Source organism: Streptomyces sp. NPDC028907 (genome assembly GCF_055564995.1).
Window position 1 is genome coordinate 37,388 of sequence record NZ_JBVHVE010000026.1, and the last position, 26,073, is coordinate 63,460.

23 protein-coding genes are annotated in these 26,073 nt (G+C 71.8%); 10 read left to right on the plus strand and 13 right to left on the minus strand.

Annotated elements, in window-relative coordinates; translation table 11 throughout:
• Window positions 1-96 precede the first annotated feature (96 nt).
• Both ACZ4UU_RS43370 and ACZ4UU_RS43375 read right to left on the minus strand, forming a co-directional pair.
• Window positions 97-1,350: a deoxyguanosinetriphosphate triphosphohydrolase gene (locus tag ACZ4UU_RS43370; protein ID WP_471908957.1), complete on the minus strand. Its 1,254-nt coding sequence runs from the start codon at window positions 1,348-1,350 to the stop codon at window positions 97-99.
• Between the two features lie 174 nt (window positions 1,351-1,524).
• Entirely contained in the window at window positions 1,525-2,397 is an 873-nt protein-coding gene (locus ACZ4UU_RS43375; RefSeq protein ID WP_471908958.1) for a sirohydrochlorin chelatase, read from the minus strand.
• Between the two features lie 223 nt (window positions 2,398-2,620).
• Between ACZ4UU_RS43375 and ACZ4UU_RS43380 the strand changes: the two genes are divergently transcribed.
• Entirely contained in the window at window positions 2,621-3,322 is a 702-nt protein-coding gene (locus ACZ4UU_RS43380; RefSeq protein WP_471908959.1) for a SanA/YdcF family protein, read from the plus strand.
• 338 nt (window positions 3,323-3,660) lie between these two features.
• On the opposite strand, the gene ACZ4UU_RS43385 is transcribed toward ACZ4UU_RS43380, so the two are convergent.
• The 3 genes from ACZ4UU_RS43385 to ACZ4UU_RS43395 are packed head-to-tail and all read right to left on the minus strand — an operon-like array spanning window position 3,661 to window position 7,273.
• The gene (locus ACZ4UU_RS43385; protein WP_471908960.1) at window positions 3,661-4,428 is read right to left on the minus strand and encodes an enoyl-CoA hydratase-related protein; all 768 of its coding nucleotides are present in this window, start codon (window positions 4,426-4,428) and stop codon (window positions 3,661-3,663) included.
• 14 nt (window positions 4,429-4,442) lie between these two features.
• The gene (locus tag ACZ4UU_RS43390; RefSeq protein WP_471908961.1) at window positions 4,443-5,702 is read right to left on the minus strand and encodes a ferredoxin reductase domain-containing protein; all 1,260 of its coding nucleotides are present in this window, start codon (window positions 5,700-5,702) and stop codon (window positions 4,443-4,445) included.
• Window positions 5,699-7,273 carry an amino acid adenylation domain-containing protein gene (locus ACZ4UU_RS43395; RefSeq protein ID WP_471908962.1) on the minus strand — a complete coding sequence of 525 codons (1,575 nt, stop codon included), beginning with the start codon at window positions 7,271-7,273 and terminating at the stop codon, window positions 5,699-5,701. Before ACZ4UU_RS43395 ends, ACZ4UU_RS43390 begins: the two co-directional genes overlap by 4 nt.
• A gap of 372 nt (window positions 7,274-7,645) precedes the next feature.
• Between ACZ4UU_RS43395 and ACZ4UU_RS43400 the strand changes: the two genes are divergently transcribed.
• Complete coding sequence (locus ACZ4UU_RS43400; protein WP_471908963.1) at window positions 7,646-9,940, plus strand: molybdopterin oxidoreductase family protein; 2,295 nt, start codon at window positions 7,646-7,648, stop codon at window positions 9,938-9,940.
• Here the strand turns inward: ACZ4UU_RS43400 and ACZ4UU_RS43405 are convergent.
• The gene (locus ACZ4UU_RS43405; RefSeq protein ID WP_471908964.1) at window positions 9,900-10,358 is read right to left on the minus strand and encodes a gamma-glutamylcyclotransferase family protein; all 459 of its coding nucleotides are present in this window, start codon (window positions 10,356-10,358) and stop codon (window positions 9,900-9,902) included. The two genes, ACZ4UU_RS43400 and ACZ4UU_RS43405, sit on opposite strands and share 41 nt — an antisense overlap.
• A 112-nt stretch (window positions 10,359-10,470) precedes the next feature.
• Between ACZ4UU_RS43405 and ACZ4UU_RS43410 the strand changes: the two genes are divergently transcribed.
• The 3 genes from ACZ4UU_RS43410 (at window position 10,471) to ACZ4UU_RS43420 (ending at window position 13,762) form a co-directional block, all read left to right on the plus strand.
• The gene (locus ACZ4UU_RS43410) at window positions 10,471-12,117 is read left to right on the plus strand and encodes a M4 family metallopeptidase (protein ID WP_471908965.1); all 1,647 of its coding nucleotides are present in this window, start codon (window positions 10,471-10,473) and stop codon (window positions 12,115-12,117) included.
• Between the two features lie 368 nt (window positions 12,118-12,485).
• Window positions 12,486-13,004, plus strand: a complete 519-nt coding sequence (locus ACZ4UU_RS43415) for a hypothetical protein (RefSeq protein WP_471908966.1) — start codon at window positions 12,486-12,488, stop codon at window positions 13,002-13,004.
• Between the two features lie 134 nt (window positions 13,005-13,138).
• Complete coding sequence (locus ACZ4UU_RS43420) at window positions 13,139-13,762, plus strand: class F sortase (RefSeq protein ID WP_471908967.1); 624 nt, start codon at window positions 13,139-13,141, stop codon at window positions 13,760-13,762.
• A 49-nt stretch (window positions 13,763-13,811) separates the two neighbouring features.
• Here the strand turns inward: ACZ4UU_RS43420 and ACZ4UU_RS43425 are convergent, their stop codons facing one another.
• The gene (locus ACZ4UU_RS43425; RefSeq protein WP_471908968.1) at window positions 13,812-14,594 is read right to left on the minus strand and encodes a sulfite exporter TauE/SafE family protein; all 783 of its coding nucleotides are present in this window, start codon (window positions 14,592-14,594) and stop codon (window positions 13,812-13,814) included.
• Between the two features lie 203 nt (window positions 14,595-14,797).
• Here ACZ4UU_RS43425 and ACZ4UU_RS43430 point away from each other — a divergent pair, with 203 nt between their 5' ends.
• Genes ACZ4UU_RS43430 through nirD form a run of 3 tightly spaced genes read left to right on the plus strand, consistent with a single transcriptional unit; the run spans window position 14,798 to window position 18,953 of the window.
• Window positions 14,798-16,009, plus strand: a complete 1,212-nt coding sequence (locus tag ACZ4UU_RS43430) for an NAD(P)/FAD-dependent oxidoreductase (protein ID WP_471908969.1) — start codon at window positions 14,798-14,800, stop codon at window positions 16,007-16,009.
• Window positions 16,009-18,606 carry a nitrite reductase large subunit NirB gene (gene nirB, locus ACZ4UU_RS43435; protein WP_471908970.1) on the plus strand — a complete coding sequence of 866 codons (2,598 nt, stop codon included), beginning with the start codon at window positions 16,009-16,011 and terminating at the stop codon, window positions 18,604-18,606. Before ACZ4UU_RS43430 ends, nirB begins: the two co-directional genes overlap by 1 nt.
• The gene (gene nirD, locus ACZ4UU_RS43440; RefSeq protein ID WP_471908971.1) at window positions 18,603-18,953 is read left to right on the plus strand and encodes a nitrite reductase small subunit NirD; all 351 of its coding nucleotides are present in this window, start codon (window positions 18,603-18,605) and stop codon (window positions 18,951-18,953) included. Before nirB ends, nirD begins: the two co-directional genes overlap by 4 nt.
• A gap of 295 nt (window positions 18,954-19,248) precedes the next feature.
• Here nirD and ACZ4UU_RS43445 read toward each other — a convergent pair whose 3' ends face one another.
• The 6 genes from ACZ4UU_RS43445 to ACZ4UU_RS43470 all read right to left on the minus strand — a co-directional run bounded on the left by ACZ4UU_RS43445 (window position 19,249) and on the right by ACZ4UU_RS43470 (window position 23,262).
• Window positions 19,249-19,764: an SMI1/KNR4 family protein gene (locus ACZ4UU_RS43445; RefSeq protein WP_471908972.1), complete on the minus strand. Its 516-nt coding sequence runs from the start codon at window positions 19,762-19,764 to the stop codon at window positions 19,249-19,251.
• A gap of 50 nt (window positions 19,765-19,814) precedes the next feature.
• Window positions 19,815-20,021 carry an RHS repeat domain-containing protein gene (locus ACZ4UU_RS43450; RefSeq protein ID WP_471908973.1) on the minus strand — a complete coding sequence of 69 codons (207 nt, stop codon included), beginning with the start codon at window positions 20,019-20,021 and terminating at the stop codon, window positions 19,815-19,817.
• Window positions 20,018-20,362, minus strand: a complete 345-nt coding sequence (locus ACZ4UU_RS43455) for a helix-turn-helix domain-containing protein (protein WP_471908974.1) — start codon at window positions 20,360-20,362, stop codon at window positions 20,018-20,020. The genes ACZ4UU_RS43450 and ACZ4UU_RS43455 overlap by 4 nt, the downstream gene beginning before the upstream one ends.
• Window positions 20,329-20,862, minus strand: a complete 534-nt coding sequence (cpt, locus tag ACZ4UU_RS43460; RefSeq protein WP_471908975.1) for a chloramphenicol phosphotransferase CPT — start codon at window positions 20,860-20,862, stop codon at window positions 20,329-20,331. Before cpt ends, ACZ4UU_RS43455 begins: the two co-directional genes overlap by 34 nt.
• Window positions 20,863-20,941: 79 nt before the next feature.
• Window positions 20,942-22,660 (minus strand): SulP family inorganic anion transporter, encoded by a 1,719-nt coding sequence (locus ACZ4UU_RS43465; protein ID WP_471908976.1) that lies wholly within the window; start codon window positions 22,658-22,660, stop codon window positions 20,942-20,944.
• Window positions 22,657-23,262 carry a carbonic anhydrase gene (locus tag ACZ4UU_RS43470; RefSeq protein WP_471908979.1) on the minus strand — a complete coding sequence of 202 codons (606 nt, stop codon included), beginning with the start codon at window positions 23,260-23,262 and terminating at the stop codon, window positions 22,657-22,659. The genes ACZ4UU_RS43465 and ACZ4UU_RS43470 overlap by 4 nt, the downstream gene beginning before the upstream one ends.
• A gap of 193 nt (window positions 23,263-23,455) precedes the next feature.
• On the opposite strand from ACZ4UU_RS43470, the gene ACZ4UU_RS43475 reads away from it, so the two are divergent.
• Both ACZ4UU_RS43475 and ACZ4UU_RS43480 read left to right on the plus strand, forming a co-directional pair.
• Window positions 23,456-24,226, plus strand: coding sequence for a response regulator transcription factor (locus tag ACZ4UU_RS43475; protein WP_471908977.1), 771 nt, complete (start codon window positions 23,456-23,458; stop codon window positions 24,224-24,226).
• Entirely contained in the window at window positions 24,223-25,707 is a 1,485-nt protein-coding gene (locus ACZ4UU_RS43480) for a sensor histidine kinase (protein ID WP_471908978.1), read from the plus strand. The genes ACZ4UU_RS43475 and ACZ4UU_RS43480 overlap by 4 nt, the downstream gene beginning before the upstream one ends.
• Window positions 25,708-26,073: the final 366 nt, after the last annotated feature.

Here is a 26,073-nt window from a genome sequence, read left to right on the forward strand (position 1 = left end):
CGATCAGGCCACGCAGGGTCACTTTCGAGTGCCCGTTCGCCTCTTGAGCCTCACCCGTCCCGCGCGGGTGAGGGCGGGCAGCGGGCGCGGCGGGCGCTACGCCCGGTGCGTGAGCCGCGCGTGCAGGGAGCGCGCCGACGCGTCCGTCAGGGAGGCGATCTGGTCGACGATCACGCGCTTGGCGGCGCGGTCGTCGTCGGCCGTGTCGAACAGGGCCCGGAACTGCGGGTCCAGCCCCTCGGGCGCGCGGGCGGTGAGCGCCTCGGCGAGTTCGGCGACCACGATCCGCTGGTCGGCGCGGAGCCGCTCCTGCTCGGCGCGCTGCATGACGTACCGGTCGGCGACGGCCTTGAGGACCGCGCACTCCAGGCGGGTCTCGTGCGGTACGACGAGTTCGGCGTCGTAGCGGGAGAGCCGTCCGTCGCCGTACGCCGCGCGCGTGGCGCTCTCGGCGGCCAGGCAGAAACGGCCGATGAGCTGGCTGGTGGCGTCCTTGAGACGGGCCTGGGCGACGGCCGAACCGTCATAGCCGTGCGGCCACCACTCCTGGTCCTGGAGCCGGTCGAGGGCCGCGGACAGCTCCCCGGGGTCGGTGTCCTCGGGGACGTACCGGCCGACGGCGACCTGGAAGACCGCCTGGCGTTCCGGCTCGGCGTGCAGGCAGTTGGGGTCGATGTGGCCGGCGTGCAGGCCGTCCTCGACGTCGTGCACGGAGTACGCCACGTCGTCGGACCAGTCCATGACCTGGGCCTCGAAGGTGGTGCGGGTGCCGGGGGCGTCCTTGCGGACCCAGTCGAAGACGGGGCGGTCGTCCTCGTAGACACCGAACTTCGGGGAGTGCGGGTCGGTGGGGTGGGCGCCGCGTGGCCAGGGGTACTTGGTGGCGGCGTCGAGGGTGGCGCGGGTGAGGTTGAGGCCGACGGAGCCCTCCGGGGTGAACCGCTTGGGCTCGATGCGGGTGAGGAGCCTGAGGGACTGGGCGTTGCCCTCGAAGCCGCCGCAGTCCTCGGCGAATTCGTTCAGGGCGACTTCGCCGTTGTGGCCGAAGGGGGGGTGGCCGAGGTCGTGGGAGAGGCAGGCGGCCTCCACGAGGTCGGGGTCGCAGCCGAGGGCCGCCCCGAGTTCCCGGCCCACCTGGGCGCACTCCAGGGAGTGGGTGAGGCGGGTGCGGGGGCTCGGGTCCCAGGCGTGGGAGTGGGTTCCCGGGGTGACCACCTGGGTCTTGCCGGCGAGCCTTCGCAGGGCGGCGGAGTGCAGTACGCGGGCGCGGTCTCGTTGGAAGGCCGTGCGGCCTGGGCGTTTGTCGGGTTCGGGGGCCCAGCGTTCGACTGCTGACTCGTCGTAGTACATGCACCGACAGTAAGGGCAGACACTGACAAACGGAGGGCTGTGTTGCGCCTAGTCGCCTGCCGGGTTCTGTCGTGTGGCGGGTGCGGGCCGTATGCGGCTTGTCGCGCCCACGCGGCGGAGCCGCAAATCGATACGGCCCCGCGCCCCTTCAGGTAGGTCTCCTCGCCCGGCGTCTCAAGCCGAAGCCAGCTCCTGTGCCCTCGTGACCCGCGTCGTCAGCATCTGGTCGTAGCGGTGGAGGAGGAGGCGGGCCATCGCGGGGTGGGTGCCCAGGGGGGCCGACGCTATCCACGGGGCCGCCTCCGCCGACTCCGTCGCGAAGCGGCCCGGGGCCGTGAAGTAGGAGGCGATGGCGACCCGGGTGCGGCCTCGGGCGGACAGGGTGCGCAGAGCGTCGGCCACCGTGGGGGACGCTGTCGTCGCGTAGGCCGGGATCACCGGGACGCCCAGTCGGTTGGCCAGGAGGTGGGCCGTGTGGGCGGTGTCGAGTTTCGCGTCGGGGTCGCGGGAGCCGGCGGCGGCCAGGACGACCGCGGTCCTGCGGCGAGTGGGCTCGTCCATGCGGGTGCGCCAGCCGGCCTCCACCAGGCGGGCGTACAGGGCCTCCACCAGCAGGGGGTGCGGGCCCAGGGCGCCGGCCACGCGTGCGCGTACCCGGGACTCGGCAGCCATCTCGGGGATGTCGCGCTTGATGTGGTAGCCACGGCTCAGCAGGAGCGGGACGAGGATCGCCTCCCGGTCGCCGAGGGAGGCGAGCGTGTCGGGGAGGAGGGGCTCGTTCAGCTCGATGTGGCCGAGGTGGACGGGCAGGCCGGGGCGCTGGGCGCGGACCTTGTCGAGGAGGGCGCGTACGGTGCTCAGGGCGCGCGGGTCGCGGCTGCCGTGGGCCACGACGACGAGAGCGGGCGCGTCGGGGCGTCGCCTGCCGTCGAGCGAGACGAGGTGGAGCTGGCTGGCGAGCTGGCTGCTGATCCGGTTCATGAGGTGCGCCGTACTGTCGAGGTGGGCGGTCGTGGACTCGTCGTGAAGAGGGTTCGACGCCGTCATGAACCGATGGTGGCGGCGGGACGTTGCCTTCCCGTTTCGCGGGAATGACGGGTTCTTACACCGGGTTCACGATGCGGGACGGGCGCCGTGTGAGGGGACCTGACCTGCGGTTTCACCGGCCGTAGTGAAGCTGATCACGTCACGGGCGGTGAACCGCCGGTGTCGCCGGGGCGTCCCTGACTGTCGAGAACGGGCCGTGAGCCGACCGGGGAGGGACCATCCGATGCGCCGACCGAAGCTGCCTCGACCACGTCTGGCGCGACCGCGCCTGCCGCGCACGCGCACGGGGCAGCGGCGGCTGGTGCAGGCCGTGATGGCGGGGTGTGTGCTGGGGCTGCTTCCGGCAACCTGGATGTACCTCGTCACCGGCGACCGGCTGCGGACCACGGCGGACGTGCCGCGCACCGACGTCGCCGTCGTCTTCGGGGCCGGTCTGTGGGCCGGTGAGCCGTCGCCGTACCTCGCCCACCGGCTCGACGCGGCGGCCACGCTGTACCGCGAGGGCCGGATCGAGGTCGTCCTGGTCACCGGCGACAACAGCCGCAAGGACTACGACGAGCCCGACGCCATGCGCACGTATCTGACCCGGCACGGGGTGCCCGACTCGCGGATCGTGAGCGACTACGCCGGCTTCGACACCTGGGACTCCTGTGTCCGCGCCAAGAAGATCTTCGGCGTCGACGAGGCGGTGCTGATCAGCCAGGGCTTCCACATCCGGCGGGCGGTCGCGCTGTGCCAGGAGGCGGGGGTGGAGTCGTACGGTGTCGGGGTCGACGCCAAGCACGACGCCACCTGGTACTACGGCGGCGCGCGGGAGCTCTTCGCGGCCGGAAAGGCGGCCTTGGACGCCGTCTTCGAGCCCGACCCGCGCTTCCTCGGGCCACGGGAGACCGGGGTGGCGAACGCGCTGGCGGCGGAGCGATAGAGGCGCCCGACGACATTGGGCCGACCGCCGCGAGCGCGGGCACCGCCGCCGAAACCGCCAACCCGGCCGACGACGCCCGGGCGAGGGAGCCGGGCCGCGCCCATGTCGTCGGCCCAGGGCTACGGCTGGGCGGACATCTGGAGCGAGTGCGGGCACACGATCCGCGCGACCGTCGAGGTCGACGCCGACTCGCAGGCGCAGGTACCGAATCGGACGTACGGGTGCCGACTCAGGGGCCCTCTGTCCAGGGGCCGTCCCTGATTGGGCGGGAGTGGGGCCGTCGCCCTGCTCCCGCCCTCGGCGTTCCGGGGCCCGGCGCCAGGGCACGGGCCCCGGGTTCAGCGGCCGGTGAAACGCGGTGGGCGTTTCTCCAGGAACGCGCTCATGCCCTCCTTCTGGTCCTCGGTCGCGAACAGGGCGTGGAAGACGCGGCGTTCGAAGAGGATGCCGTCGCGAAGCCCGGTGTCCAGGGCCCGGTCGACGCACTCGCGGGCCGCCGTGACCGCGGCGCGGCCGTACGAGGCGATGGTCGCCGCCGCCTCCAGGGCCTCGGGGAGGACCCGGTCGTCCGGCACGACCCGGGAGACGAGGCCGCAGCTGTCCGCCTCCCGGGCGTCCATCGTGCGGCCGGTCAGGATCAGGTCCATCGCCTTCGCCCGGCCGACCAGACGGGTCAGCCGCTGGGTGCCGCCGATGCCCGGGATCACGCCCAGCTTGATCTCCGGCTGGCCGAAGACGGCCGACTCCCCCGCGACGACCAGGTCGCACATCATCGCCAGCTCACAGCCGCCGCCCAGCGCGAGGCCGTTGACGGCGGCGATCTTCGGGGTGCGCAGGGCGCTGAAGTGTTCCCAGGCCGCGAAGTAGTCCTCGGCCGCCATCCGCGCTGCCGTCTTCCCCGCCATCTCCTTGATGTCGGCGCCGGCCGCGAACGCCTTCTGCGAGCCGGTGACGACGAAACAGCCCACCTGGGGATCGGCGTCCAGCGGGCCGAGCGTGTCGAGGAGTTCGGTCAGCAGGTCGCTGCTGAGGGCGTTGAGGACGTGCGGCCGGTGCAGGCGTACGGTCACCACGGCGCCGTCGCGTTCGATCTTGAGGTTGTTCACGAGGTCCCTCCCGGTCATGAGTCCCAGATCGCGCCGTACGCCGGAATCCCGCGCCGCTCCAGCCCGTGCACCACCTGCCAGGTGAGCTTCTTGTTGGAGATGCAGATGACGGCCTCGGCCCCGAAGTCCCGGTACGCCTCGTACGCGAGCCGCACCATGTCGGGCTTGCCGTGCCGGGAGGTGTCCCAGACGACGGCGTGCGGCTGGACGGCGAGGATCTCGTCGACCAGGGCGTCGCCGTAGGTCGCGCGGGGATCGCGGGTCGCCCAGACCAGACGGGAGGGGACCTCGGCCGCGAGGAGGTGCGGGAGGCAGGGGCCGATGCCGCTGCCGGTCGCGACGTAGACGACCTTCGTGAACAGGGTCTCGATGTTGGCGACGCCCGCGGTGGTGATGCCCTTGACCCACACCTTGGCCGGCAGGTCGTCGATGAACGCACCCGTCCAGTCCCCGGCGCGCGAGATGGTCAGCCGGAAGCCGGGCTCGCCGGGGGCCGGGACGTTGGCGAAGGAGTGCCATTCCTTCAGCGGGCTGCGGCTGATCGCGGTCGAGGAACCGGCGAAGGGGGTCTCGCCGTGGTCGAAGCGGGCCAGGACGACGTGCGGGGAGGGGCGTTCGAGGCGTACGGCCACCTTGCGCAGCCGTAGCCAGGGCAGGGCGACGCTGAAGGTGACGACGGCCAGGACCATGAGCGGGACGGGGCCGGACGCCGACAGCGAGGTGTGTGCCCAGAAGAGACCCAGGGCCGTCCAGCCTCCGAAGCGGTGGATCTTCTCGAAGTGGTCGTGGTGCCGGGAGCGGAAGGGCGGGAGGGCGGTGGCGACGATCACGGCGAGCAGCGCGACGAGGGACCAGTTCACCACGGTCAGGAGGCCGCCGGCGCCGGTGATCGTCGACGTCAGTGTCAGGGCCAGGAACCAGCCGGCTCCGGCCAGCGCCCCGCCCACGTGCAGTCCGCCGAAGTGGTAGACCTTGCCCAGGGTCCAGCGGATCTTCAGCGGCCAGGTCGTCGGCACCGAGGTGGCCAGCCGGAAGAAGAGGTTGATGACGTACTGCTGGCGGACGAGGACGGCGAGGGCGAGGTCGGCGAGGGCCGCGTGGCCCATGGTCCGCGGGGAAGGGGACCAACTCGCCCAGAGGAACGCCAGGTTGGTGACGAGGACCAGGGCCGCCAGTCGGTTGTGGTGCATCAGGCGGGGGTGCTTGAGCAGGCGGCGCGGGAGTGCGGTGAGCGGGGGCAGGTCGGTGGACCGCCGTTCCAGTGAGGTGGTCATCGGGCCGCCCCCTGAAGTGCCTCCCGCTTCCGCGCCGTCGGCTCTCCCGCCACGCTCTCCTCCGCGGCCCGCTCCTCCGCCATCCGCAGCAGCGCCTGCTTGTCGATCTTGCCGCGGTCGGTCTCCGGTAAGAATGGCAGGGGCATGACATCCTCGGGCACGCAGTAGTACGGCAGCGCGTCCGCCACCGCGCGCCGGGCCGTGCCGGGGTCGACGTCGGCCGGACAGACGAACGACACCAGGGTCCGCGCGTCCTTCCTCAGCGTCACCGCCCGTACGCAGCCCTCCACCGACTCCAGCACCGAGGAGACGGAGTCGAGTTCGACCCGGAAGCCGCGGACCTTGACCTGGTCGTCGGTGCGGCCGAGGTGTTCGAGCTCGCCGTCCGGGGTCCAGCGGCCGAGGTCGCGGGTGCGGAACATGCGGTGGCCGGCGCCGAGGAAGGGGTCCGGGGCGTAGCGCTCGGCGTTCAGGGCGTCGTTGCCGAGGTAGCCCGCCGACACGCAGTCGCCGCCCGCCCACATCTCGCCGACCTCGCCGATGGGCAGCGGGCGGCGGTCGGCGTCGAGGACGTAGACCGTGTTGTTGGGGGTCGGGCGGCCGATGGTGAGGAGGGGGTCGGTCGGGCGATGGCGGTGCATGGTGTTGACGATGGTCGTCTCGGTCGGGCCGCAGCAGTTGTGGAAGGCGGCGTGCCGGGCCCAGCGGTCGGCGAGCGGGCGGGGGCAGGGTTCCCCGGCGACGGCGACCGTGCGGACGCGGGGGCAGGCAGCGGGATCGATGCCGGACAGGACGGTCGGGGTCGCGATGATCACGTCGGCCGTGCGGGCCGCCGCGGCGGTGTCCTTGCCGCGGATGACGAGGGTGCCGCCGTGGGCGAGGCAGCCGAGGATCTCCCAGGCGGCCATGTCGAAGGCGACGTTGAGGAGCTGGGCCACACGGTCGCCGGGGCGGATGCCGAGGCCGCCGGGTTCGGTGAGGAGGATGTTGGCGACGTTGCGGTGGGTGACCTTCACGCCGTTGGGGCAGCCGGTGGTACCGGAGGTGAAGAGGACGTAGCAGCCGTCGTCGGGGTGGATCGGCGGGCGGGGCGCCGGGGCGTACGGCTGTGGCGCGTCCAGCGTGATCACCAGGTGGCCGTCCGGGAGCGGTACGCGGTGGGCGTGCTCGGCGGTCGTGAGAACGACACGGGTCCGGGCGGCGCGGACGACGTGGGCGAGCTGGGCCGGGGGCGCGAGGCCGATGTCCTGCGGGACGTAGGCGGCGCCCGCCTTCAGGATGCCGAGCAGGCCGACGAGCATCGGGATCGAGCGGCGGACGAAGAGCCCGACGTGGTCACCGGGGCGTACGCCCTCGCGGGCGAGGCGGGCGGCGACGGCGTCGGCGTACCGGTCGAGTTCGCCGTAGGTGATCGTCGCGCCCAGGTGTTCGGCGGCGACGGCGTACGGGGCGGCGGCTGCCCGTCTTTCGACGGCGCGATGGAGCAGGGAGTCGGGGACGGGGACGGTGGGGCCCCGGCCGTATCGCCAGAAGAGGTGCTGGTCGCGGGGGGTGAGGTGGCTCAGGGGCATGGTCCGGGAACCTCCTGGCTGGCTGCTTGACGGTAAGTCGAACGCCGTGCGGAGATGCGGCCGCAGAAGGGCAACGCCCCTTCGTTCCAGGGGCGCGGGGAACTGCGCGACCAGCCACGACGGCGCCGCAGACGAACGACTGTAGCCCCGCCCCTTCAACAATCAACAAGGCGTGACCGGCCAACTACGGTAAGGAACAAGACACACGTGCCGACTTCCACACCACCGGCAACCTCCGCCCCACCCGGCGGCGACCAGAAGCGGAGCGCCCAGGCGCCTCACGGCGGCCGGGCGGCGACGGGGAGGTCACCGTCCCGGCCGCGTAACAGGGAGCCGCCGTGCGCGTAACACGCCGGAAGCACGCTGAACGGTATGCCGAACTCCGTGACGCCCACGCACTGCCCGTACTGCGCCCTGCAGTGCGGTATGAACCTCACGCCCTCGCAGGACGGGGGTGTCACGGTGGTCGAGCGCCCGGACTTCCCGGTGAACAGGGGGGCGCTGTGCGGCAAGGGCCGTACGGCGCCCGCGGTGCTGGCGTCGGGCGTCCGGCTGAGCTCGCCCCTGGTGCGCTCGGGCGGCACGCTCGTGCCCGCCACCTGGGAAGAGGCGCTGGACCGCGTCGCCGAGGGCCTCACACGCACGCGTACGGAACATGGCCCGGACGCGTGCGGGGTCTTCGGCGGGGGCGGTCTGACGAACGAGAAGGCGTACAGCCTCGGCAAGTTCGCGAGGATCGTGCTCGGCACCTCGCAGATCGACTACAACGGCCGCTTCTGCATGTCGTCGGCGGCCGCGGCCGGGATGAAGGCGTTCGGCCTCGACCGGGGGCTGCCGTTCCCGCTGGAGGACATCCCGAGGACGGGCTGTGTGATCCTCGTCGGCTCGAACCTGGCCGAGACGATGCCGCCGTCGCTCCGCTTCTTCAACGAGCTGAAGGAGAACGGCGGCACGCTGATCGTCGTCGACCCGCGCCGCACGAAGACCGCCGAGCAGGCCGACCTGCACCTGATGCCCCGGCCGGGAACCGACCTCGCGCTGGCCCTCGGCCTGCTGCACCTGGTCGTCGCCGAGGGGCGGGTGGACGAGGAGTACGTCCTTCAGCGCACGGCCGGCTGGGAGGACACGCGGGCCGCGGCGATGGCGCACTGGCCGGAGTACGTGGAGCGGATCACGGGGGTGTCCGTTCCCGAACTCCGGGAAGCCGTACGGCTGTTCTGCGAGCCGGAGCACGCGATGGTGCTCACGGCGCGCGGGCCCGAGCAGCAGGCCAAGGGCACGGACACCGTGGGCGCCTGGATCAACCTGTGCCTGGCGACGGGCCGGGCGGGCCGCCCGCTCTCCGGCTACGGCTGCCTCACCGGGCAGGGCAACGGACAGGGCGGGCGCGAACACGGCCAGAAGGCCGACCAGCTGCCCGGCTACCGCAAGCTGGACGACCCGGAGGCCCGGCGGCACGTCGCCGAGGTGTGGGGTGTGGACCCGGACAGCCTGCCGGGGCCGGGACGCAGTGCGTACGAGTTGCTGGACGCGCTGGGTACGGACATCAAGTCGCTGCTGCTGATGGGCTCGAACCCGGTGGTGTCGGCGCCGCGGGCCGCGCACATCGAGGAGCGCATCAAGTCCCTGGACTTCCTGGCGGTGTGCGACGTGGTGCTGTCGGAGACGGCGGCCCTGGCGGACGTCGTGCTGCCGGTCACCCAGTGGGCGGAGGAGACGGGCACGACGACCAACCTGGAGGGCCGGGTGCTGCTGCGGCGGCGCGCGATCACCCCGCCGGACGGCGTCCGCAGCGACCTGGAGGTCATGCACGAGCTCGCCGCGCGGCTGGGCGGGGAACGGGGCCTCGAGAAGGGCTTCCCGACCGACCCCGAGGAGGTCTTCGAGGAGCTGCGGCGAGCGAGTGCGGGCGGGGCGGCGGACTACTCGGGCATCACCTACCGCAGGCTGGCGGCGGAGAACGGGGTGTTCTGGCCGTGCCCGGCGACGGACGGCGACCTGGACGTGGACGGCGACCTGAGCGCGGGCACCGGCCTGGACGCGGGCGTCGCCGGCGGCCCGGGCGCGGGCGATGACGATCTGGGAACGAGGGCCGCCGGTGACTCCGAGGACGCCTCGCTGGACGTCGCCGCCGCAGACGACGATCCGGTGGCCGACGGTGAGGACGGCCCCGCGCGGGGCGAGAACATCACCGGCGACGTCCACCCCGGCACGCCGCGCCTCTTCCTCGACCGCTTCGCCACGCCGGACGGCCGTGCCCGCTTCGTCCCCGTCTCGTACCGGGCCATTGCCGAGGAACCCGACGACGAGTACCCGGTGCTCCTGACGACGGGGCGGGTCGTGGCGCAGTACCAGTCCGGCGCCCAGACCCGCCGCGTCGACGAGCTGAACGCCGCCGCGCCGGGCCCGTTCGTGGAGCTGCACCCCCGGCTGGCGGCGCGGCTCGGGGCCGCCGAGGGCGACCCGGTGGCCGTGGTCTCGCGCCGGGGCCGGGCGGTGGCGCCGGCCCGCATCACGACCGGCATCCGCCCGGACACCGTCTTCATGCCGTTCCACTGGCCGGGCGAGGGCCGCGCCAACACCCTGACCAACCCGGCGCTGGACCCGACGTCGCGGATGCCGGAGTTCAAGGCGTGTGCGGTGCGCGTGGAGGCCGTGAAGCCGTAGCCCAGTCGCCGCTCTCGATGAGCTTGCCGTCGGCGCGCAGCCGGGCGGCGATCGAGGGGGCGGCGACATACACCCAGGCCCGTACGGCCGTTCCGTCCGAGGCGCGGAACACCTCGCGGGCGACGCGTTCGTAGAGGTTGCGCGGGTCGCCCGGGGCGAACTCCTCCAGGCGGTCGAGGGCGGCCAGCAGCGCCGGGTACTCCTCGGGGCGGGCGGTGACGAGCTCGCCGTGGACGGTGCCGCTGTCGCCGCGTTCCTCGACGGCGTAGGGGTAGCCCGGGCCGTCGTACAGCACCGCTCCGGCCAGTCGCGCGGCCTCCTCGCCGAGGGTGCGGCCGCGCAGGAAGTGGTCGTGGTTGGGCTCTCCGGGGCGCAGGGTGCCGTAGACGAAGAACGGGAGTCGGGGAGAGAGGGTCACGGAAACGATTCTCTCCCCTCACACACCTCCACGTATTCACCCTGGTCACGGCATGTGCACGCCCCCTTGAATCTTGGTCATCCTCTGCGCCGCCCCCAGTTCAAGGAGACCGATGAGCCGAATACGGCCGCACATCCGAGGTTCCCGACTCGCCACGGCGGGCGTCGTCGCCGCCACCGCCACCCTGTTGGCCACCGCACTCTCCCCCACCGCCGGCGCGGACGAGAGTCCGACGCGGGCCACCGCGATCAGGAACGCGGCGGCGGCCCTCAAGGACCAGGCGGGCAGTCTGGGGCTGACGGCCGCTCAGGGCACCACCGTGCGGGACGTGATCGTGGACACGGACGGCACGCAGCACGTCCGCTACGACCGCACGTACCGCCAACTGCCCGTTCTCGGCGGCGACTTCGTCGTCCATCTCGCGAAGGACGGCACGTACCGCGGCGCCTCGCGCGCCACCGGGGGCGCGATCTCCCTGGCGAGCGTGACGCCCAAGGTCTCCGCGCCGAAGGCGGCCGACCTCGCGGCGGCCGTGCTGCGGGCCGCGAACGTCGGCGAGACGCTGAAGCGGCTGACGTCCAGGCCCGAGCTGGTCGTCGACGCCCTGCACGGCGCCCCGAAGCTGGCCTGGCGGACCGACGCCGTCGCCCAGGACTCGGACGGCAACCCGGTCGCCCGCACCACGCTGACCGACGCCCGCACCGGCGCGAAGATCGACGCGTGGGACAGCGTCGAGCATGCGGCGGGCGACGGGAAGTCGCTGTACTCGGGCACGGTCCCGTTGGAGACGACGGCGTCCGGATCGGCGTACCAGCTGAAGGACGCCACGCGCGGCGGCACGTACACCGGCGACGCGGCGAACAAGACGGACCTGTGCGTCCTCGCCATCTGCCTCAACCGCGCCCCGTCGACGGTGTTCACGGACGCCGACAACCACTGGGGCACGGGCACGACGACGGACCGCTCGACGGCGGCCGTGGACGCGCAGTACGGCACGGACATGACGTGGGACTACTACGAGGACGTCCACGGCCGTAAGGGCATCGCGGGTGACGGCAAGGGGTCGTTCAACCGTGTGCACTACGGCAAGGACTACAACAACGCCTTCTGGGACGACAGTTGCTTCTGCATGACGTACGGCGACGGTGACGGCACCCAGCTCGGTCCGCTGGTGTCGCTGGACGTCGCCGGGCACGAGATGACGCACGGCGTGACGTCGAAGACGGCCGCCCTGACGTACTCGGGCGAGTCCGGCGGGCTGAACGAGGCCACGTCGGATGTCTTCGGCACGCTGGTGGAGTTCCACGCGCGCAACTCCGCCGACCCCGGCGACTATCTGATCGGCGAGAAGGTCGTGCGGTCCGGGTTCCCCCGGAATGCCCTGCGGTACATGGACAAGCCGTCGAAGGACGGTGTGTCGGTCGACTGCTGGAGCACGGGGACGAAGGATCTCGACGTGCACTACTCGTCGGGGGTCGGCAATCACTTCGCGTATCTGCTGGCCGAGGGCAGCGGGGCGAAGACGGTGAACGGGGTGAGCTACGACTCGCCCACCTGTGACGGTTCCTCGGTGAACGGGATCGGGCGGGACAAGGTGGGCAAGATCTGGTATCGGGCTCTGACGGTGTACATGACGTCCTCGACGAACTACGCGGGGGCGCGGGCTTCGATGCTCAGCGCGGCGAAGGACCTGTATGGGGCCGGGAGTGCGGAGTACGGGGCTGTGGGGGCTGCCTGGAGGGCGGTGAATGTGGGCTGACGATGGCTTGACGCCGTAGGGGTGCGGGGTGCGTGGCCGGGTGCGGGCTGTTTGTGGCTGGTCGCGCCCACGCGGCCAAGCCGCACATCGTCACAGCCCCGCGCCCCTGGGTCACCCGTTCACACCCCCGGCCCCCCACCAACGGCTTCTCTTCCCCGACGCGCCCTCGACACGGCGATGACCTGCTGAAACGCCGTCGTGTCGGCGCTCCGCGACCTCCCCTGTGCCACCCGTTCACCCCGTTTCCGGCGCTTTCTCGACAAGCGCTCGCGCCGCTGACCCCCTTACCTCGGAAGAGCAGGGGCTCGGCCGAGGCGGCGGCACTTGGGGGTGTCGCGGGTCGTGGGTCCGTGCGCGGAGGAGCATCGATGCGACGTACCGCCCGTGTGCTGACCGGGACCGCGCTGGCCGTCGGTGCCGTGGGCCTCGTCGTCGCGCCCGCGTACGGGGACGAGGGCAGCGGCCTCCAGCTGCATCCGTCCTCGGTCGTGCCGGGCGGGCAGGTCGCGGTGAACACGGCCGCGTGCCGGGACGGCGGTGCGGCGGGTGACGCCAGCGCGGTGGGTGCCGGCTCCTTCACGTTGGCTCCGGGCTCGGACGACGAGGACGGAGGCGGGCGGTTCCGGGTGCCGCCGAGCGCCCAGCCGGGGACGTACGAGATCGTCGCGACCTGTGCCGAGAGCGGTCGGCGGGTGGCGGGTGACCTGGTGGTCACGTTGACGTCGACGCCGGGGCAGGCGCATCCGAGAGGAAGTGTGAAGACAGGGGTCGGCGGCGCGTTCGGCCACGACCCCGTGCAGACCGCGGCCGGCGTGACGGCTCTCGCCGTCGCCGCCGCGGGCGGTACCTGGCTCCTGCATCGCCGGGCGAGAGGCGACGGGATCTGACGGACACCCTCCGCTGTCCGTCCGCCGGTACCGCATGCCCCTCCCCCTCCGGGTCCGACGCCCCTCGCGGCCCGGAGGGGGATCGGGCGGTTCGAGGAGAGAGCCTTTCGAGGAGAGAGTCTCAGGAGGCACGCGTGCCCAGTCAGAGGAGCATCGGCAACGGCGTCATAGCCGCGGTCACCGTCCTCGCCCTGTGCTCCGGCGCCTGGCTGCTGCGCAACGGCACCGCGACGCACGCCCCGCCGCAGCCGTCGGCCGCGCAGGGCGACCCGCACCCCCGCCACGCGGTCGCCCCCGCGCTCGCCCCCTCCCCTCCCGACCGCATCCGCATCCCCTCGCTCCGCGTCGACGCCCCCCTCATGGGCCTGGGTCTGACGAGGTCGGGCAGCCTCGACGTCCCGCCCGCCGAGCGCAAGAACCTCGCCGGCTGGTACGAGGCCGGGACCACGCCCGGTGAGACCGGCACCGCGATCGTCGCCGGCCATGTCGACAACGCCGACGGACCCGCCGTGTTCTACCGTCTCGGCGCCCTGCGGCGGGGCAGCACGATCGAGGTGGACCGACGGGACGGCGGCACGGCCCTCTTCTCGGTCGACGCCGTCGAGGTGTACGACGCGAAGGCCTTCCCCGACGAGAAGGTGTACGGCGCGGCCCCGCGCCCCGAACTGCGGGTGATCACCTGCGGCGGCGGCTACTCACGGACTACCGGCTATCAGGGCAACGTCGTGGTGTTCGCGCACCTCACCGGCAGCCGCTGACCCCGCGTCCCGGCGCACGGCGCGCCCTGGAGCCTGTTGCGAAGTGGCCCTAGGCGATCCACTGCTCGTACGCCAGCTTCGCCACCAGCGCGAACACCACCGTGAGCAACACCACCCGGACGAACCCGCTGCCCTTCTTCAGCGCCGTACGCGCCCCCAGCATGCCGCCCGCCAGGTTGAACACGGCCATCACCGCGGCCAGCTGCCACAGGACCGTGCCCTGCCAGGCGAAGGTGGCCAGCGCGCCGGCGTTGGTGCAGCAGTTGACGATCTTGGCGGTGGCGGAGGCGGTCACGAGGTCGAGGTGGAGGACGGCGGTGAGGGCGAGGACCAGGAAGGTGCCGGTGCCGGGGCCGATCAGGCCGTCGTAGAAGCCGATGCCCAGGCCGGCCAGGGCGATGGCGGCCAGCACCCGGCGCGGGGAGGCCGGGCCGGTCGCCGGGGCGGTGCCGAAGGCGGGGCGCAGGATGACGAAGGCGGCCACCGCGAGCAGCACGACCATGATCACGGGCTTCAGCACCTCGGTGCTCATGCCGGCCGCGAAGAAGGCGCCGCCGGAGGAGCCCGCGAGCGCCGCGAGGCCGATGCGCACGGCGAGCCGCACGTCCACGGGCGCCTTGCGGGCGTACGTCACGGCGGCGCCGGTCGTGCCTACGATCGCGACCGCCTTGTTGGTGCCGAGCGCGTAGGCGGCCGGGGTGTTCGCGGGGAGGCCGAGCAGCAGGGCCGGCAGCAGCAGGAGGCCGCCGCCTCCGACCACGGCGTCGATCCAGCCGGCCACGAGGGCCGCGAGGCACAGGGCGACGACCATGGTCAGCGATATGTCGGGCATGATCGCGACCCTAGGCAGACGATGCGTGCGCCGTCCATGTACATGAGGAGTATCTGAGGTTCGGCCGCGCCCGGCCTCACAGCCCGCCCGCGCCCTGATCGCCGAACCCTCACACCCGCCCCTCGCGCCCGCTGAGGGCAGCGTTCCTCACGGGAAACAGATGCGATGCGGTCGGGAAACACCGGCACCGCACGCTCGATGCCATGACCTCGAATACGCGTGTGGTGGTGATCGGCGCCGGCCTCGCGGGCGTACGACTCGCCCGGCGGCTCGGCGAGCTCGGCACGCCCGTGACGCTCGTCGGCGACGAGGAGCACCGCCCGTACAACCGGGTACTGCTCGCCGAGGTGCTGGCCGGACGGTACAGCCCCGATGTGATCGCCCTGCCCGCGCCCGCGGAGCTGACGCGCGGCCGGGTCACCGGCATCGACCGCGAGATGCGAGCCGTACATCTCGCGGACGGGTCGGAGATCGCATACGACACGCTGGTGCTGGCCACCGGCTCGAACCCGGTGCTGCCGCCGCTGCGCGGCCTGTTCACCCCGGACCATGTGCTGCCGGAGGGCGTCCACGCCTTCCGGACGATGGACGACTGCCTGGGCCTGTCCAAGGCCGTCCGGCCGGGTGTGCGGGCCGTCGTGATCGGCGGTGGACTCCTCGGGGTCTCCGCGGCCCGTGCGCTCGCGATGCGCGGCGCGCAGGTCGTGCTCGCCCAGCAGTCCGAGCGGCTGATGGAGCGCCAGCTCGACCCGGCCGCCTCGAAGCTGGTCCGGCGTCACCTCGGCGACCTCGGCGTCGAGGTCCACACCGACCTGCGGGTGCGGGACGTGCGCTGCGTCGGCGGCGCGGTCCGTTCGGTGGAGATGGCCGACGGTTACGCGCTCGACGCCGACATCGTGGTCCTGGCGTGCGGCGTCCGACCGCGCGCCGGTCTCGCGCAGGCCGCGGGACTGGACGTCCGCAAGGGCATCGTCGTCGACGACGAACTCCGTACCTCCGACCCGCACATCCGGGCGATCGGCGACTGCGCGCAGCACGACGGCACGGTGTACGGGCTGGCCGCCCCGGCACTCGAACAGGCCGACGTCCTGGCCGAGTCGCTGGCCGGTGACGGCACCGCCCGCTACACCGGCACCCGCGCGCTGACCCGGCTGACGCTGGCCGGCGAGGGCTTCTTCGACCTCGCCGCGTTCGGCGAGACGGAGCCGCGTCCCGGGGACGACGTCGTCCAGCTCACGGACGCCACCCGCGGCACCTACCGCAAGGTCGTCGTCCGCGACGACCGCCTGGTCGGCGGGGTTCTCGTCGGCGAACTCGGCACCGTCGGCGCGCTCGCCCGCGCCTGGGAGGGAGCAGAGCCGCTCCCCGACGACGGCCCGCTGCTCCACCTGCTCACCAACGATGGAGGCTCCTGATGACCGCCACCCTGGGGGCCACCCCCACGATCGTGCTCGTCGGCCATGGCATGGTCGGCCAGCGCTTCCTCGAAGCGCTCGCCGCGCGCGGCCTGACCGCCACGCACCGCGTGGTCGTGCTGTGCGAGGAGCCGCGTCCGGCATACGACCGCGTAGCGCTGACCTCCTACTTCTCGGGCAAGACGCCCGAGGACCTCTCCATGACCGACATGGAGTTCATCAAGGACCACGGCATCGAGCTGTACGTCGGTGACCCGGCCGTCTCCGTCGACCGCGAGGCGAAGAAGGTCACCGCCGAGTCCGGCGAGGTCTTCGAGTACGACGTCCTCGTCCTCGCCACCGGCTCCTACCCCTTCGTACCGCCGGTCCCGAACAAGGACGCCGCCGGCTGTTTCGTCTACCGCACCATCGAGGACCTCCTCGCGATCGAGGAGTACGCGAAGACCAAGGCCACGACCGGTGCCGTGGTCGGCGGCGGGCTGCTGGGCCTGGAGGCGGCGGGCGCGCTGAAGGGCCTCGGTGTCGAGGCGCACATCGTGGAGTTCGCGCCGCGTCTGATGCCGGTGCAGGTGGACGACGGCGGCGGCGCCGCGCTGCTGCGCACCATCGAGGACATGGGCCTGAGCGTCCACACGGGCGTCGGCACGCAGGAGATCGTGGTCGACGCCGACGGCACAGTCACCGGCATGAAGCTGTCCGACGGCTCCGAACTGGCCACCGACATGGTGGTGTTCAGCGCCGGTGTCCGCCCCCGCGACCAGCTGGCCCGCGACTGCGGCCTCACGGTCGGCGAGCGCGGCGGCATCACCGTCGACGAGCAGTGCCGCACGGTCGCCGACCCGCACGTCTTCGCGATCGGCGAGTGCGCGCTGGCCTCGGACGGCCGGGTGTACGGCCTGGTGGCCCCCGGTTACGAGCAGGCCGAGACGGCCGCCGCGACCATCGCCCAGGACGAGGCGGAGTTCACCGGCGCCGACCTGTCCACCAAGCTGAAGCTGCTCGGCGTGGACGTGGCGTCCTTCGGTGACGCGCACGGCACCGCCGAGGACTGCCTGGACGTCGTGTACTCCGACTCCCGCGCGGGCCTGTACAAGAAGCTGGTCATCGGCCGCGACGGCACGCTGCTCGGCGGCATCCTGGTCGGTGACGCGGAGTCGTACGGCACGCTGAAGGCGTTCACCGGCTCGGTCCCGCCGGTCTCCCCCGAGTCGCTCGTGCTCCCCGCCGGCGCCGGAGCCCCCGCCCAGCTCGGCCCGTCCGCGCTGCCGGACGAGGCGATCATCTGCTCCTGCAACAACGTCACCAAGGGCACGATCCGCGGCGCGGTCACCGACCACCAGTGCACCACCGTGCCCGAGGTGAAGAAGTGCACCAAGGCCGGTACGACCTGCGGCAGTTGCGTCAAGGTGCTGGGCCAGCTGGTCACCGCCGAGCTGGAGGCGTCCGGCGTCGAGGTCGACAAGGGCCTGTGCGGCTGCTTCTCGCAGACCCGCGAGGAGCTGTACGAGATCGTCCTCGCCCTGCGCATCAACACCTACCAGGACCTCCTGGACCGCTACGGCCGCGACGGCGCCAAGGGCGGCGACGGCTGCGAGATCTGCAAGCCGGCGGTCGGCTCGATCATCGCCTCCCTCGCCCCGACCATCGGCGCGAGCGGCTACGTCCTGGAAGGCGAGCAGGCCTCCCTCCAGGACTCCAACGACCACTTCCTGGCCAACCTCCAGAAGAACGGCTCGTACTCGGTCGTCCCGCGCATCCCCGGCGGTGAGATCACCCCCGAGGGCCTCATCGTGATCGGTGAGATCGCCCGCGACTTCGGCCTCTACACGAAGATCACGGGTGGCCAGCGGATCGACATGTTCGGCGCCCGGGTCGAGCAACTCCCGTTGATCTGGACCCGGTTGGTGGACGCCGGCTTCGAGTCCGGCCACGCCTACGGCAAGTCCCTGCGCACCGTGAAGTCCTGCGTGGGCCAGACCTGGTGCCGCTACGGCGTCCAGGACTCGGTCCGCATGGCGATCGACCTGGAGCTGCGCTACCGGGGGCTCAGGTCCCCCCACAAGCTCAAGTCCGCCGTCTCGGGCTGCGCCCGCGAGTGCGCCGAGGCCCAGTCGAAGGACTTCGGCGTGATCGCCACCTCGGCCGGCTGGAACCTGTACGTCGGCGGCAACGGCGGCGCGACCCCGCGCCACGCGGACCTGCTCGCCCAGGACCTGTCCGACGCCGAACTGATCAAGCTGATCGACCGATTCCTGATGTTCTACATCCGCACCGCCGACCGCCTGGAGCGCACCTCGACCTGGCTGGAGCGCATCCCCGGCGGCCTGGACCACGTCCGTGACGTGGTCGTGGAGGACTCCCTCGGCATCTGCGAGGAGCTGGAGTCCCTGATGGCGGCACACGTGGCGCACTACGCCGACGAGTGGGCGACCACCATCAACGACCCCGAGAAGCTCGCCCGGTTCGTGTCCTTCGTGAACGCCCCCGACACCCCCGACCCGGTCGTCGGCTTCGTCCCCGAGCGCGACCAGATCAAGCCCGACCTGCCGCTGCTGACCATCGGCCACCGCCCCCTGGAAGGAAGCGCCCAGCGATGACCCTGGCACCCGAGACGACCGACCTGAAGATCGAGCTCCAGCTGGAGGACGGCTGGTTCACGGTCTGTGAGCTGGCCCGGCTGCTCCCCGGCCGCGGTGTGGCGGCCCTGCTGCCCGACGGCCGTCAGGCCGCCCTGTTCCGCGACCGCTCCGGCAAGCTGTACGCCATCGACAACCGCGACCCGTTCGGCGGCGCGGCGGTCCTCTCCCGCGGTCTGACCGGCACCCACCAGGGCCGGCCGTTCGTCGCCTCGCCCCTGCTGAAGCAGCGCTTCGACCTGGAGACCGGGGTGTGCCTGGACGACGAGTCGGTGCGGGTGGCGACGTACGAGGTGCGGGCTTCGTGACGTAAGAGGACAGCGAGGCTACGGAACGAGGGCGGTACCCTGCGCGGGGGTGCCGCCCTCACCTGGTTGGTGTTTGCCGGCGTCGGTTGCCGTTGAACCTCTGGATCAGATCCTTCAGCCGTTGCCGAACATTCCGGCGTACGGGTCCGGCCGGCCCGTCCAGGGATCCAGACCTTCCTTCACGTACAACACCGGTGACCGCCGCGACATATCCGACGCTTTCAATCGCGTGATCTCCGCCTGAACGAGCACAGGGGGTACGTCAGCGAACTGACGGACCCCCGCAGGATCGAGGCTACGAAATCGGCGCGAAGAAGGGTCCTTCAGGAGCGAAGTTGCGTGAACACACTGTCATGTCCTCGCCCCTCAGGTAGGACAACATCCATTCATTGAATGTCACCGCGTACTCATGGTACGTGCCCTCATCGTGCTCATAGACCCCGATGGACCATTCCTCATGCTCCTTTTCCGGAACATGAAAGAAGATTGCCTCTCCCGACGAGGAGCCACCCCAGGGAAGCAGCTCGCCAGCAGCGGATCCCACCGGATAGGGAACTTCGTCCTCCGGCGCAGTGGACCAGGCCTCGATTGTTCTTCTGATCGTCCTGCCCAGATTGCCGAGCTCCACGGCCGGGTGCCCGACGTCCACCTGATTGTTGATGAGCACCGGCCCGTACGCGTCCGCGAACTTACGGAATTCTTCGGGGAAGCGGACTCCGAGCTCTTCCTCCAACTCAGTCCACGGAGTCGGGTCGGACCACAGAAATCGAGGCTCCCCGAGCAGGTTCTTCAGCTCTTCGAACGTTGCCATTCGCCTTTTATCCTTCCGTGCACGTGCCTCAGTTCACCGGTGTCCTGGTCCTAAAGAAACCGGCTGACCAGTGGACGGCCGAAGGTGTCGTACGTCTGCCTGGTCGCCTTGCCCAGGGCGTCGGTGACCTCGGTCACCTTGCCACGCTCGTCGTAGACGTACTGCGTGGACTGGTTCAGCGCGTCGGTGATCGTGGCCCGATAGCCGGTGGGGTCGAAGTCGCTGTTCGTCGTCGGATTACCGTTGGCGTCGGTCACCTTGGTCGGTGACCGTCTGCGGCCTGCGCGGCGGCGAGACGCGGGTGTCCCGGGCCGGTGAACGGAGGCACGTGCACGGACTGGTCTCCGGTGAGGTCGGCCAGGTCCCGGAAACGGAGCAGCTCGGCGAGACGCAGGATGGTCGCCGGCTTGGGCACCTTCAGGCGGCCAGTCTCAAGGCCCTTGCCCCATGAGCCGCTGAAGCCCATCAGCCCGCCGAGCTGGTCGCGCGTCCTGCCCTTGCGATTGCGGAGGATTCGAAGCCTCTGTCCTTCTCGTGCAGCTCCTCCGGGCCCGCAAGCGGCGCTCAACCGACCCGGGCGGCGATGACCCGCGCACACTGCGACGACTCGGTGTGCGTGGTGTCCACCTCCACGTCGTAGACCACGCCCTCGTGCACCAGGTCCGCCTGCGACGCGGCCATGCCCAGCACCCGGTCCCCCCGCGCGATCTCACGTCCCGCGGCGACCTCGCTGTCACACCTGACGCCGACCCACAGCACGTCCAGGTCGCCGAGATGCTTCCGCCACCGCTGCTGGGACGCCCCGCCGCCGAGGAAGACGTCGTCGACGACAACCCTGGCGCCCGCGCGGACCATCGCCACGACGCCCGCCGCCCAGGCCTCCTGAAGCTCCATGAAGTCCGCCCCGACGTTCACCCCGCCGTCCGCGGCGAAGGTGATCCCCCCGTCCGACGCCTGCATCCTCGCGGGCAGCGCCGCTACGAACGAGTCGCACCCGAACGTCAGCCACGGATCCGGCAGCACGGCCTGGAGGCACCGGACGATGCCCGACTTCCCCGAGCTGGAACCGCCGTTGAGGATGATCAGCCGAGTCGTCATCGCATCACAGTAGGGCGCTGCCCGCACCGAGCGAGGTGAATTTCGGCGCCGCTCAGCCCACGAGCGGTGGGCCCTGCGCCTAGCCGGTGGCGTCGGCCGGCAGGGGACGCGTGTCCAGGTAGAACCATTCGGCGTCCGGGCCCGGAGCGGACGGCGCGGTCGAGGGCTGTGCCACGGGCATCGGCGCTGGTGCCGGCGTCGGCTCGGTCGTCGTACGGGCCGGCTTCGCCGGACCCGGCATCAGCAGCTCCACCCGCATGCCAAGACCCCGCTGCTGTGCCGTGAACTCCTCCACCTGGTTGCGGCAGGCGTGGTCCAGATGGGTGACCCCGGTCAGGTCGAGGCGAATACGGGGCCTGCCCGCGGCGGCGGCGGCCTCCAGGGCCTCGATGACCTGGGGCAGTCGTAGGAACGTCGCGTTGCCGGCCATGACGACCTTCGCGGTGTCGTCCTCGACGTGCTGGCGGATCACCGTCCGCGACATGCGCAGAGCGGCCAGCACGATCCCGGCCGCGAGGCCGATCAGGACGCCCTCCAGCAGCGCGGTCGCCACGATGACCAGCGTTGTCGTCGTCATCACCAGGAACTCGCCCCGGTCCTGCCGCCACATCTTCGGGAACTCGGCCGGCGCGAACAGCTTCCAGCCGCTGTGCACGAGGACGCCCGCGAGCACCGAGATCGGGATCAGGGGCAGGACCTGCGGCAGCAGCAGCGCGAAGGCGAGAAGCCACAGACCGTGCAGGGTGCGGGAGATGCGGGTCTTCGCGCCGGCCTGGACGTTCGCCGAGCTGCGGGCCACGACCGCCGTGATGGGGAGGGCGCCGAGGATGCCCGCGACCGTGTTTCCGGCGCCCTGGGCGATGAGTTCGGTGTTGTAGCGGGTCCGGGCGCCGCTGTGCATACGGTCCACGGCAGCCGCGGTGAACAGGCTCTCCGCCGAGGCGATCACCGTGAAGGTCAGGATGGAGGTGAGGATCGCGGGCTGCGCGAGCCCCGCGAACTGCTCTGCCCCCGGTACCTGCACCGACGCCAGCAGGTTGCCGACCTGGAGCGTCTTCACGTCCACGCCGGGCAGCGCGGCGACCGCGATGCCGATGGCGACCGCGACCAGCGCGGCCGGGATCTTCTTCGCCGGGCCCGGCACCTTCTTCCACACGAAGCTCAGCACGATCGTCGCGACGCCGAGCAGCGTGGCGATCATCGCCTGCGGGTCGGTGAGGATGTCCGCGAACAGGCCCGGGACGCCGGCCATGTTCTCGATCGGCGTGCCGGGCGCCTTGGCGTCGGCCACCGGGTAGGCCTGGCTGAACATCAGCGGCAGCCCGATGCCGGCCAGCATGCCCTGGACCACCGCGAGGGAGATCGCCTGGAACATCCGCCCGAGGCGCACCACTCCGAGGACGATCTGGAGGATGCCGGAGAACAGCACGATCACGCCGAGCATCGCCACGCCGTGCTCCAGCACCGTCTCCGCGACCAGCGCGGCGAGCCCGGCGGCGGGCCCACTGACCTGGAGCGTGCTGCCCCGGACCGCGCCGACGACCAGACCGCCGATCACCCCGGAGATGATCCCGAGTTCGGCGGGGACACCGGAGGCGACGGCCACTCCGATGCACAGGGGCAGGGCGACGAGGAAGACGACCAGGGAGGCGGTGATCTCGTTGGCCAGGTCGAGCCTGGGGCCGGACCTCGCCGACGACGCCCCCGGGGCCACCGCGGTCGCGGCCCTCGGCGTCGTCTTCGCCGCCGCCGGCTTCGTACGCCCCGGACCCCGACCGCGCGCATGCGCCCCGCTCATCCGCTATGCACCCGGAACAGCCCGTCGCCCGCCAGCTCGTGCACCTGCCCGGTGTCGACCTCGTAGTACCAGCCGTGCAGTCGCAGCCGTCCGCCGTCCAGCCGGTGGCGTACCACCGGGTAGGTCCGCAGTACGTCCAGCTGGTTGACGACGTTGCCCTGGGCCACGTCGGGCAGCGACGGGTCGTCGGAGGCGGCCGTGAGGACCGGCGTCAGGTCGGGGCGGGCCAGTCCCAGCCAGGCGTCCACGCCCGGCAGCGCGGACAGGTCGTCGCCCGCCTTCAGCGCGCCCATCGCACCGCAGTGTGAGTGACCGCACACGACGATGTCCTGAACCCCGAGCACCTCCAGTGCGTACTCGATGGTGGCGGCCTCCCCGGACACGCCGGTGCTGCCGTACGGCGGCACGATATTGCCCGCGTTGCGCAGCTCGAATATCTCTCCGGGCCGGGCTCCGGTAATCAGCGCGGGAATCACCCGTGAGTCCGAGCAGGTAATGAAGAGGGCTTCGGGATATTGCCCCTCGGCCAGTTTTCGGTATTCACCGCTCTCGAAATCGACGCGCCGCTTGAACGAGCGGGCACGGTCCAGCAACGCCTTCAACTGCGCCTCCTGGGTGGGAAGTTCGGCAACTTCCACAGCACCGTAGGAGAGCCCGCCCCAGCGGGAGGTTAAGTAAAGGCCAGAGCGCGTCCAGGAATTGGACATTCTTTGTCGCAATGCCCTGCAAGCGCTTGTTTCTTGTAGCGTGTCGACGTCAGGGCAGAGAATGCAAATTCACGGAGAGACAGGACGTATGGGCATACGAGTGCTGCTCATCGAGGACGACGAGACGATCGCCGAACCGCTCGCCGAGGGCCTCGGGCACTTCGGGCTGACGGTGGATCATGTGACCACCGGGGCCGAGGGGCTGAGAAGGCCGTACGGCGATGTCGTCCTGCTCGACCTCGGGTTGCCGGACATGGACGGCATCGACGTGTGCCGCGGCATCCGGCAGGTCTCGGACGTGCCGGTCATCATCCTGAGTGCGCGGGGTGAGGAGGCCGACCGCGTGCTGGGGCTGGAACTGGGCGCGGACGACTATCTGGCGAAGCCGTTCAGCGTACGGGAGCTGGTGGCGCGGGTGCGGGCGGTGACCCGGCGGACCCAGCGCACGGAGGCGGTGGTGGCCGCCCCGCCCGCCGCGTCACCGTCGTACGAGGCCGAGCCGCCCGCCTCGTACGAGGATTCCGGCTCCCAGCCCTCCTACACCGCCCCCGGCCCCCTCGTCGTGGACCGCCGCACCCGTCAGGTCTGGGTCGGCGAGATCCCGGTCACGCTCACCCCGAAGGAGTTCGAACTGCTGGCGCTGCTCACCGAGGACCCGGGTGCCGTCTACTCCCGGCAGCAGATCCTGGACCGGGTGTGGGACCCGCACTACGAGGGTCCGACCAAGACACTGGACGTCCATGTCGCCGCGCTGCGGCGGAAGTTGGGGCACCCGGGGTGGATCCAGACCTTGCGCGGGGTCGGATTCCGGCTGGCCGTGCAGACCGAGCCGGGCGGGCCCCAGGTGTCCTCCCCGTGACCCGCCGGCTGCTGCTCAGCTATCTCTCGCTCGCCGCACTCGTGCTGCTCTGTCTGGAGGTCCCACTGGGCTTCGTGTACTCGCGCGGCGAGCGGGAGCGGGTGGTGAGCGCGGCGAAGGACGAGGCCGAGTCGGTGTCCGCGTACGCCTCGCTGTCGCTCAGCACGGGCCGTGCCGAGCGCGAACTGCCGCGCCGGGTGGCGCACTGCGCCGAGCGGATCGGCGGGAAGGTGGTCGTCGTGGACGCCTCGGGCGCCCTGCTGGCCACCTCGCATCCGCCGGCCGCCGTCATGTCGTCGAACCTGTCCTCGCGCCCCGGCATCGCGGCCGCCCTGCGCGGCACGTCCACGGTGGACGTCCGTACGTCGACCATCGGGGGCGTCGAGTACCTGTCGGTCGCCGGGCCGGTCCAGCGCGACGGGCGGCTCCAGGGTGCCGTATGGCTGACGCTGCCGACACGGACGGTGCACGAACGCGTCCATCATGTCTGGCTGTTGCTGGCGCTCGGCGGGCTCGGGGTGCTCACCGCGGTGGCCGTGGTCGGGTTCGCCATCGCGTGCTGGGCCGGGCGGCCGATCCGTGAACTGGAGCGTGCCACCCACGAGTTGGCCGAGGGTGGCCGGGCCAGGCCGGTGACCATGACGAAGGGGCCGCCCGAGGTCCGCCGACTGGCCACCGCGTTCAACCGTACGGCGGCCCGGCTCGCCCATCTCCTCGCCGCGCAGCGCGCGTTCGCGGGCGAGGCCTCCCACCAGCTGAAGACGCCGCTCGCCGCGCTGCGGCTGAGGCTGGAGAACCTGGAGCCGAACGTCTCCGACCGGGGCCTGGGCAGTCTCACGGCCGCGGTGACGGAGACGGACCGGCTCGCGAGGATGGTGGAGGGCCTGCTGGCCATGGCCCGCCTGGAGGAGGACTCGGCGACACCCGCGCCGGTCGACGTGGGCGCGATCTGTGCCGAACGGCACCGCACCTGGCTGCCCCTCTTCGAGCGGCAGCGGGTCTCCCTGGTGCTGTTCGCGGGCAGTGTCGGACCGGTCCTCGCGGTCCCCGGCGGGGTCGAGCAGATCGTGGACAACCTGCTCTCCAACGCCCTGCGCGCCTCCCCGCCGGACAGCACCGTGACCATCGAGCTACGGCTCCACGTCCCCGCCCGCCGCGCCCTGCGGGACGCCCGCCCCGCCTGGGTCGACCTGCACATCACCGACGAGGGCCCCGGCATGACCGCGGACGAGCGCGCCCGGGCCTTCGACCGCTTCTGGCGCGCGCCGGGCGCCCCCAAGGGCGGTACGGGCCTGGGCCTGTCGCTGGTCCAGCGTCTCGCCCACGCGAGCGGCGGTGAGGCGAGCCTGCACGCCTCGGCCGCGGGCGGGCTGGACGCGGTGATCCGGCTGCCGTCGGCGGAGGCGTCGCGCGAGGGGCACGGTCCGGGCGCAGACCGGCCCGCACAGCGAAAGCGGGTGGTGCCGGTGTTGCGCGCGTGAATGCCGACCGGCAGCTTCGGACTGGGCGCATGGGCACCCACAGGCAGCTCTCAGGTACGCCGTCCGGCGGCCATCAACTGGCCACGGCCCGTCCACCCGGCTCCCCTAGGTTCCATGCCGCCCCCCACGCACGACCCCGTCGTCGACCGGCGACGGGGCGGTACGACACCTCTTGGAGTGAGAGTGGAACGTCGTAGCCTTCTGCGTGCGGCCGTCCTCGGCGGCTCGGCCGCCGCGTTCGGCGGAACCCTCTGGCGCGGGGGGGGGTGGGCGGCGGTCGCCCAAACCCGCACCCGACCCCCCAGGGGACAGCCCTTCCCCACAACAAACAACACTCCGATCCCCCGTAGGTGCACCCTCCCCATC

Bases quoted from the DNA above. Each gene is read 5' to 3' on its own strand.
- ACZ4UU_RS43475 (WP_471908977.1), top strand. From the start codon at position 23,456: ATGGGCATACGAGTGCTGCTCATCGAGGACGACGAGACGATCGCCGAA.
- nirD (WP_471908971.1), top strand. From the start codon at position 18,603: ATGACCCTGGCACCCGAGACGACCGACCTGAAGATCGAGCTCCAGCTG.
- ACZ4UU_RS43400 (WP_471908963.1), top strand. From the start codon at position 7,646: ATGCCGAACTCCGTGACGCCCACGCACTGCCCGTACTGCGCCCTGCAG.
- ACZ4UU_RS43410 (WP_471908965.1), top strand. From the start codon at position 10,471: ATGAGCCGAATACGGCCGCACATCCGAGGTTCCCGACTCGCCACGGCG.
- ACZ4UU_RS43430 (WP_471908969.1), top strand. From the start codon at position 14,798: ATGACCTCGAATACGCGTGTGGTGGTGATCGGCGCCGGCCTCGCGGGC.
- ACZ4UU_RS43465 (WP_471908976.1), bottom strand. From the start codon at position 22,660: ATGAGCGGGGCGCATGCGCGCGGTCGGGGTCCGGGGCGTACGAAGCCG.
- cpt (WP_471908975.1), bottom strand. From the start codon at position 20,862: ATGACGACTCGGCTGATCATCCTCAACGGCGGTTCCAGCTCGGGGAAG.
- ACZ4UU_RS43445 (WP_471908972.1), bottom strand. From the start codon at position 19,764: ATGGCAACGTTCGAAGAGCTGAAGAACCTGCTCGGGGAGCCTCGATTT.
- ACZ4UU_RS43390 (WP_471908961.1), bottom strand. From the start codon at position 5,702: ATGACCACCTCACTGGAACGGCGGTCCACCGACCTGCCCCCGCTCACC.
- ACZ4UU_RS43415 (WP_471908966.1), top strand. From the start codon at position 12,486: ATGCGACGTACCGCCCGTGTGCTGACCGGGACCGCGCTGGCCGTCGGT.
- ACZ4UU_RS43370 (WP_471908957.1), bottom strand. From the start codon at position 1,350: ATGTACTACGACGAGTCAGCAGTCGAACGCTGGGCCCCCGAACCCGAC.
- ACZ4UU_RS43395 (WP_471908962.1), bottom strand. From the start codon at position 7,273: ATGCCCCTGAGCCACCTCACCCCCCGCGACCAGCACCTCTTCTGGCGA.
- ACZ4UU_RS43425 (WP_471908968.1), bottom strand. From the start codon at position 14,594: ATGCCCGACATATCGCTGACCATGGTCGTCGCCCTGTGCCTCGCGGCC.
- ACZ4UU_RS43380 (WP_471908959.1), top strand. From the start codon at position 2,621: ATGCGCCGACCGAAGCTGCCTCGACCACGTCTGGCGCGACCGCGCCTG.
- ACZ4UU_RS43375 (WP_471908958.1), bottom strand. From the start codon at position 2,397: ATGACGGCGTCGAACCCTCTTCACGACGAGTCCACGACCGCCCACCTC.
- nirB (WP_471908970.1), top strand. From the start codon at position 16,009: ATGACCGCCACCCTGGGGGCCACCCCCACGATCGTGCTCGTCGGCCAT.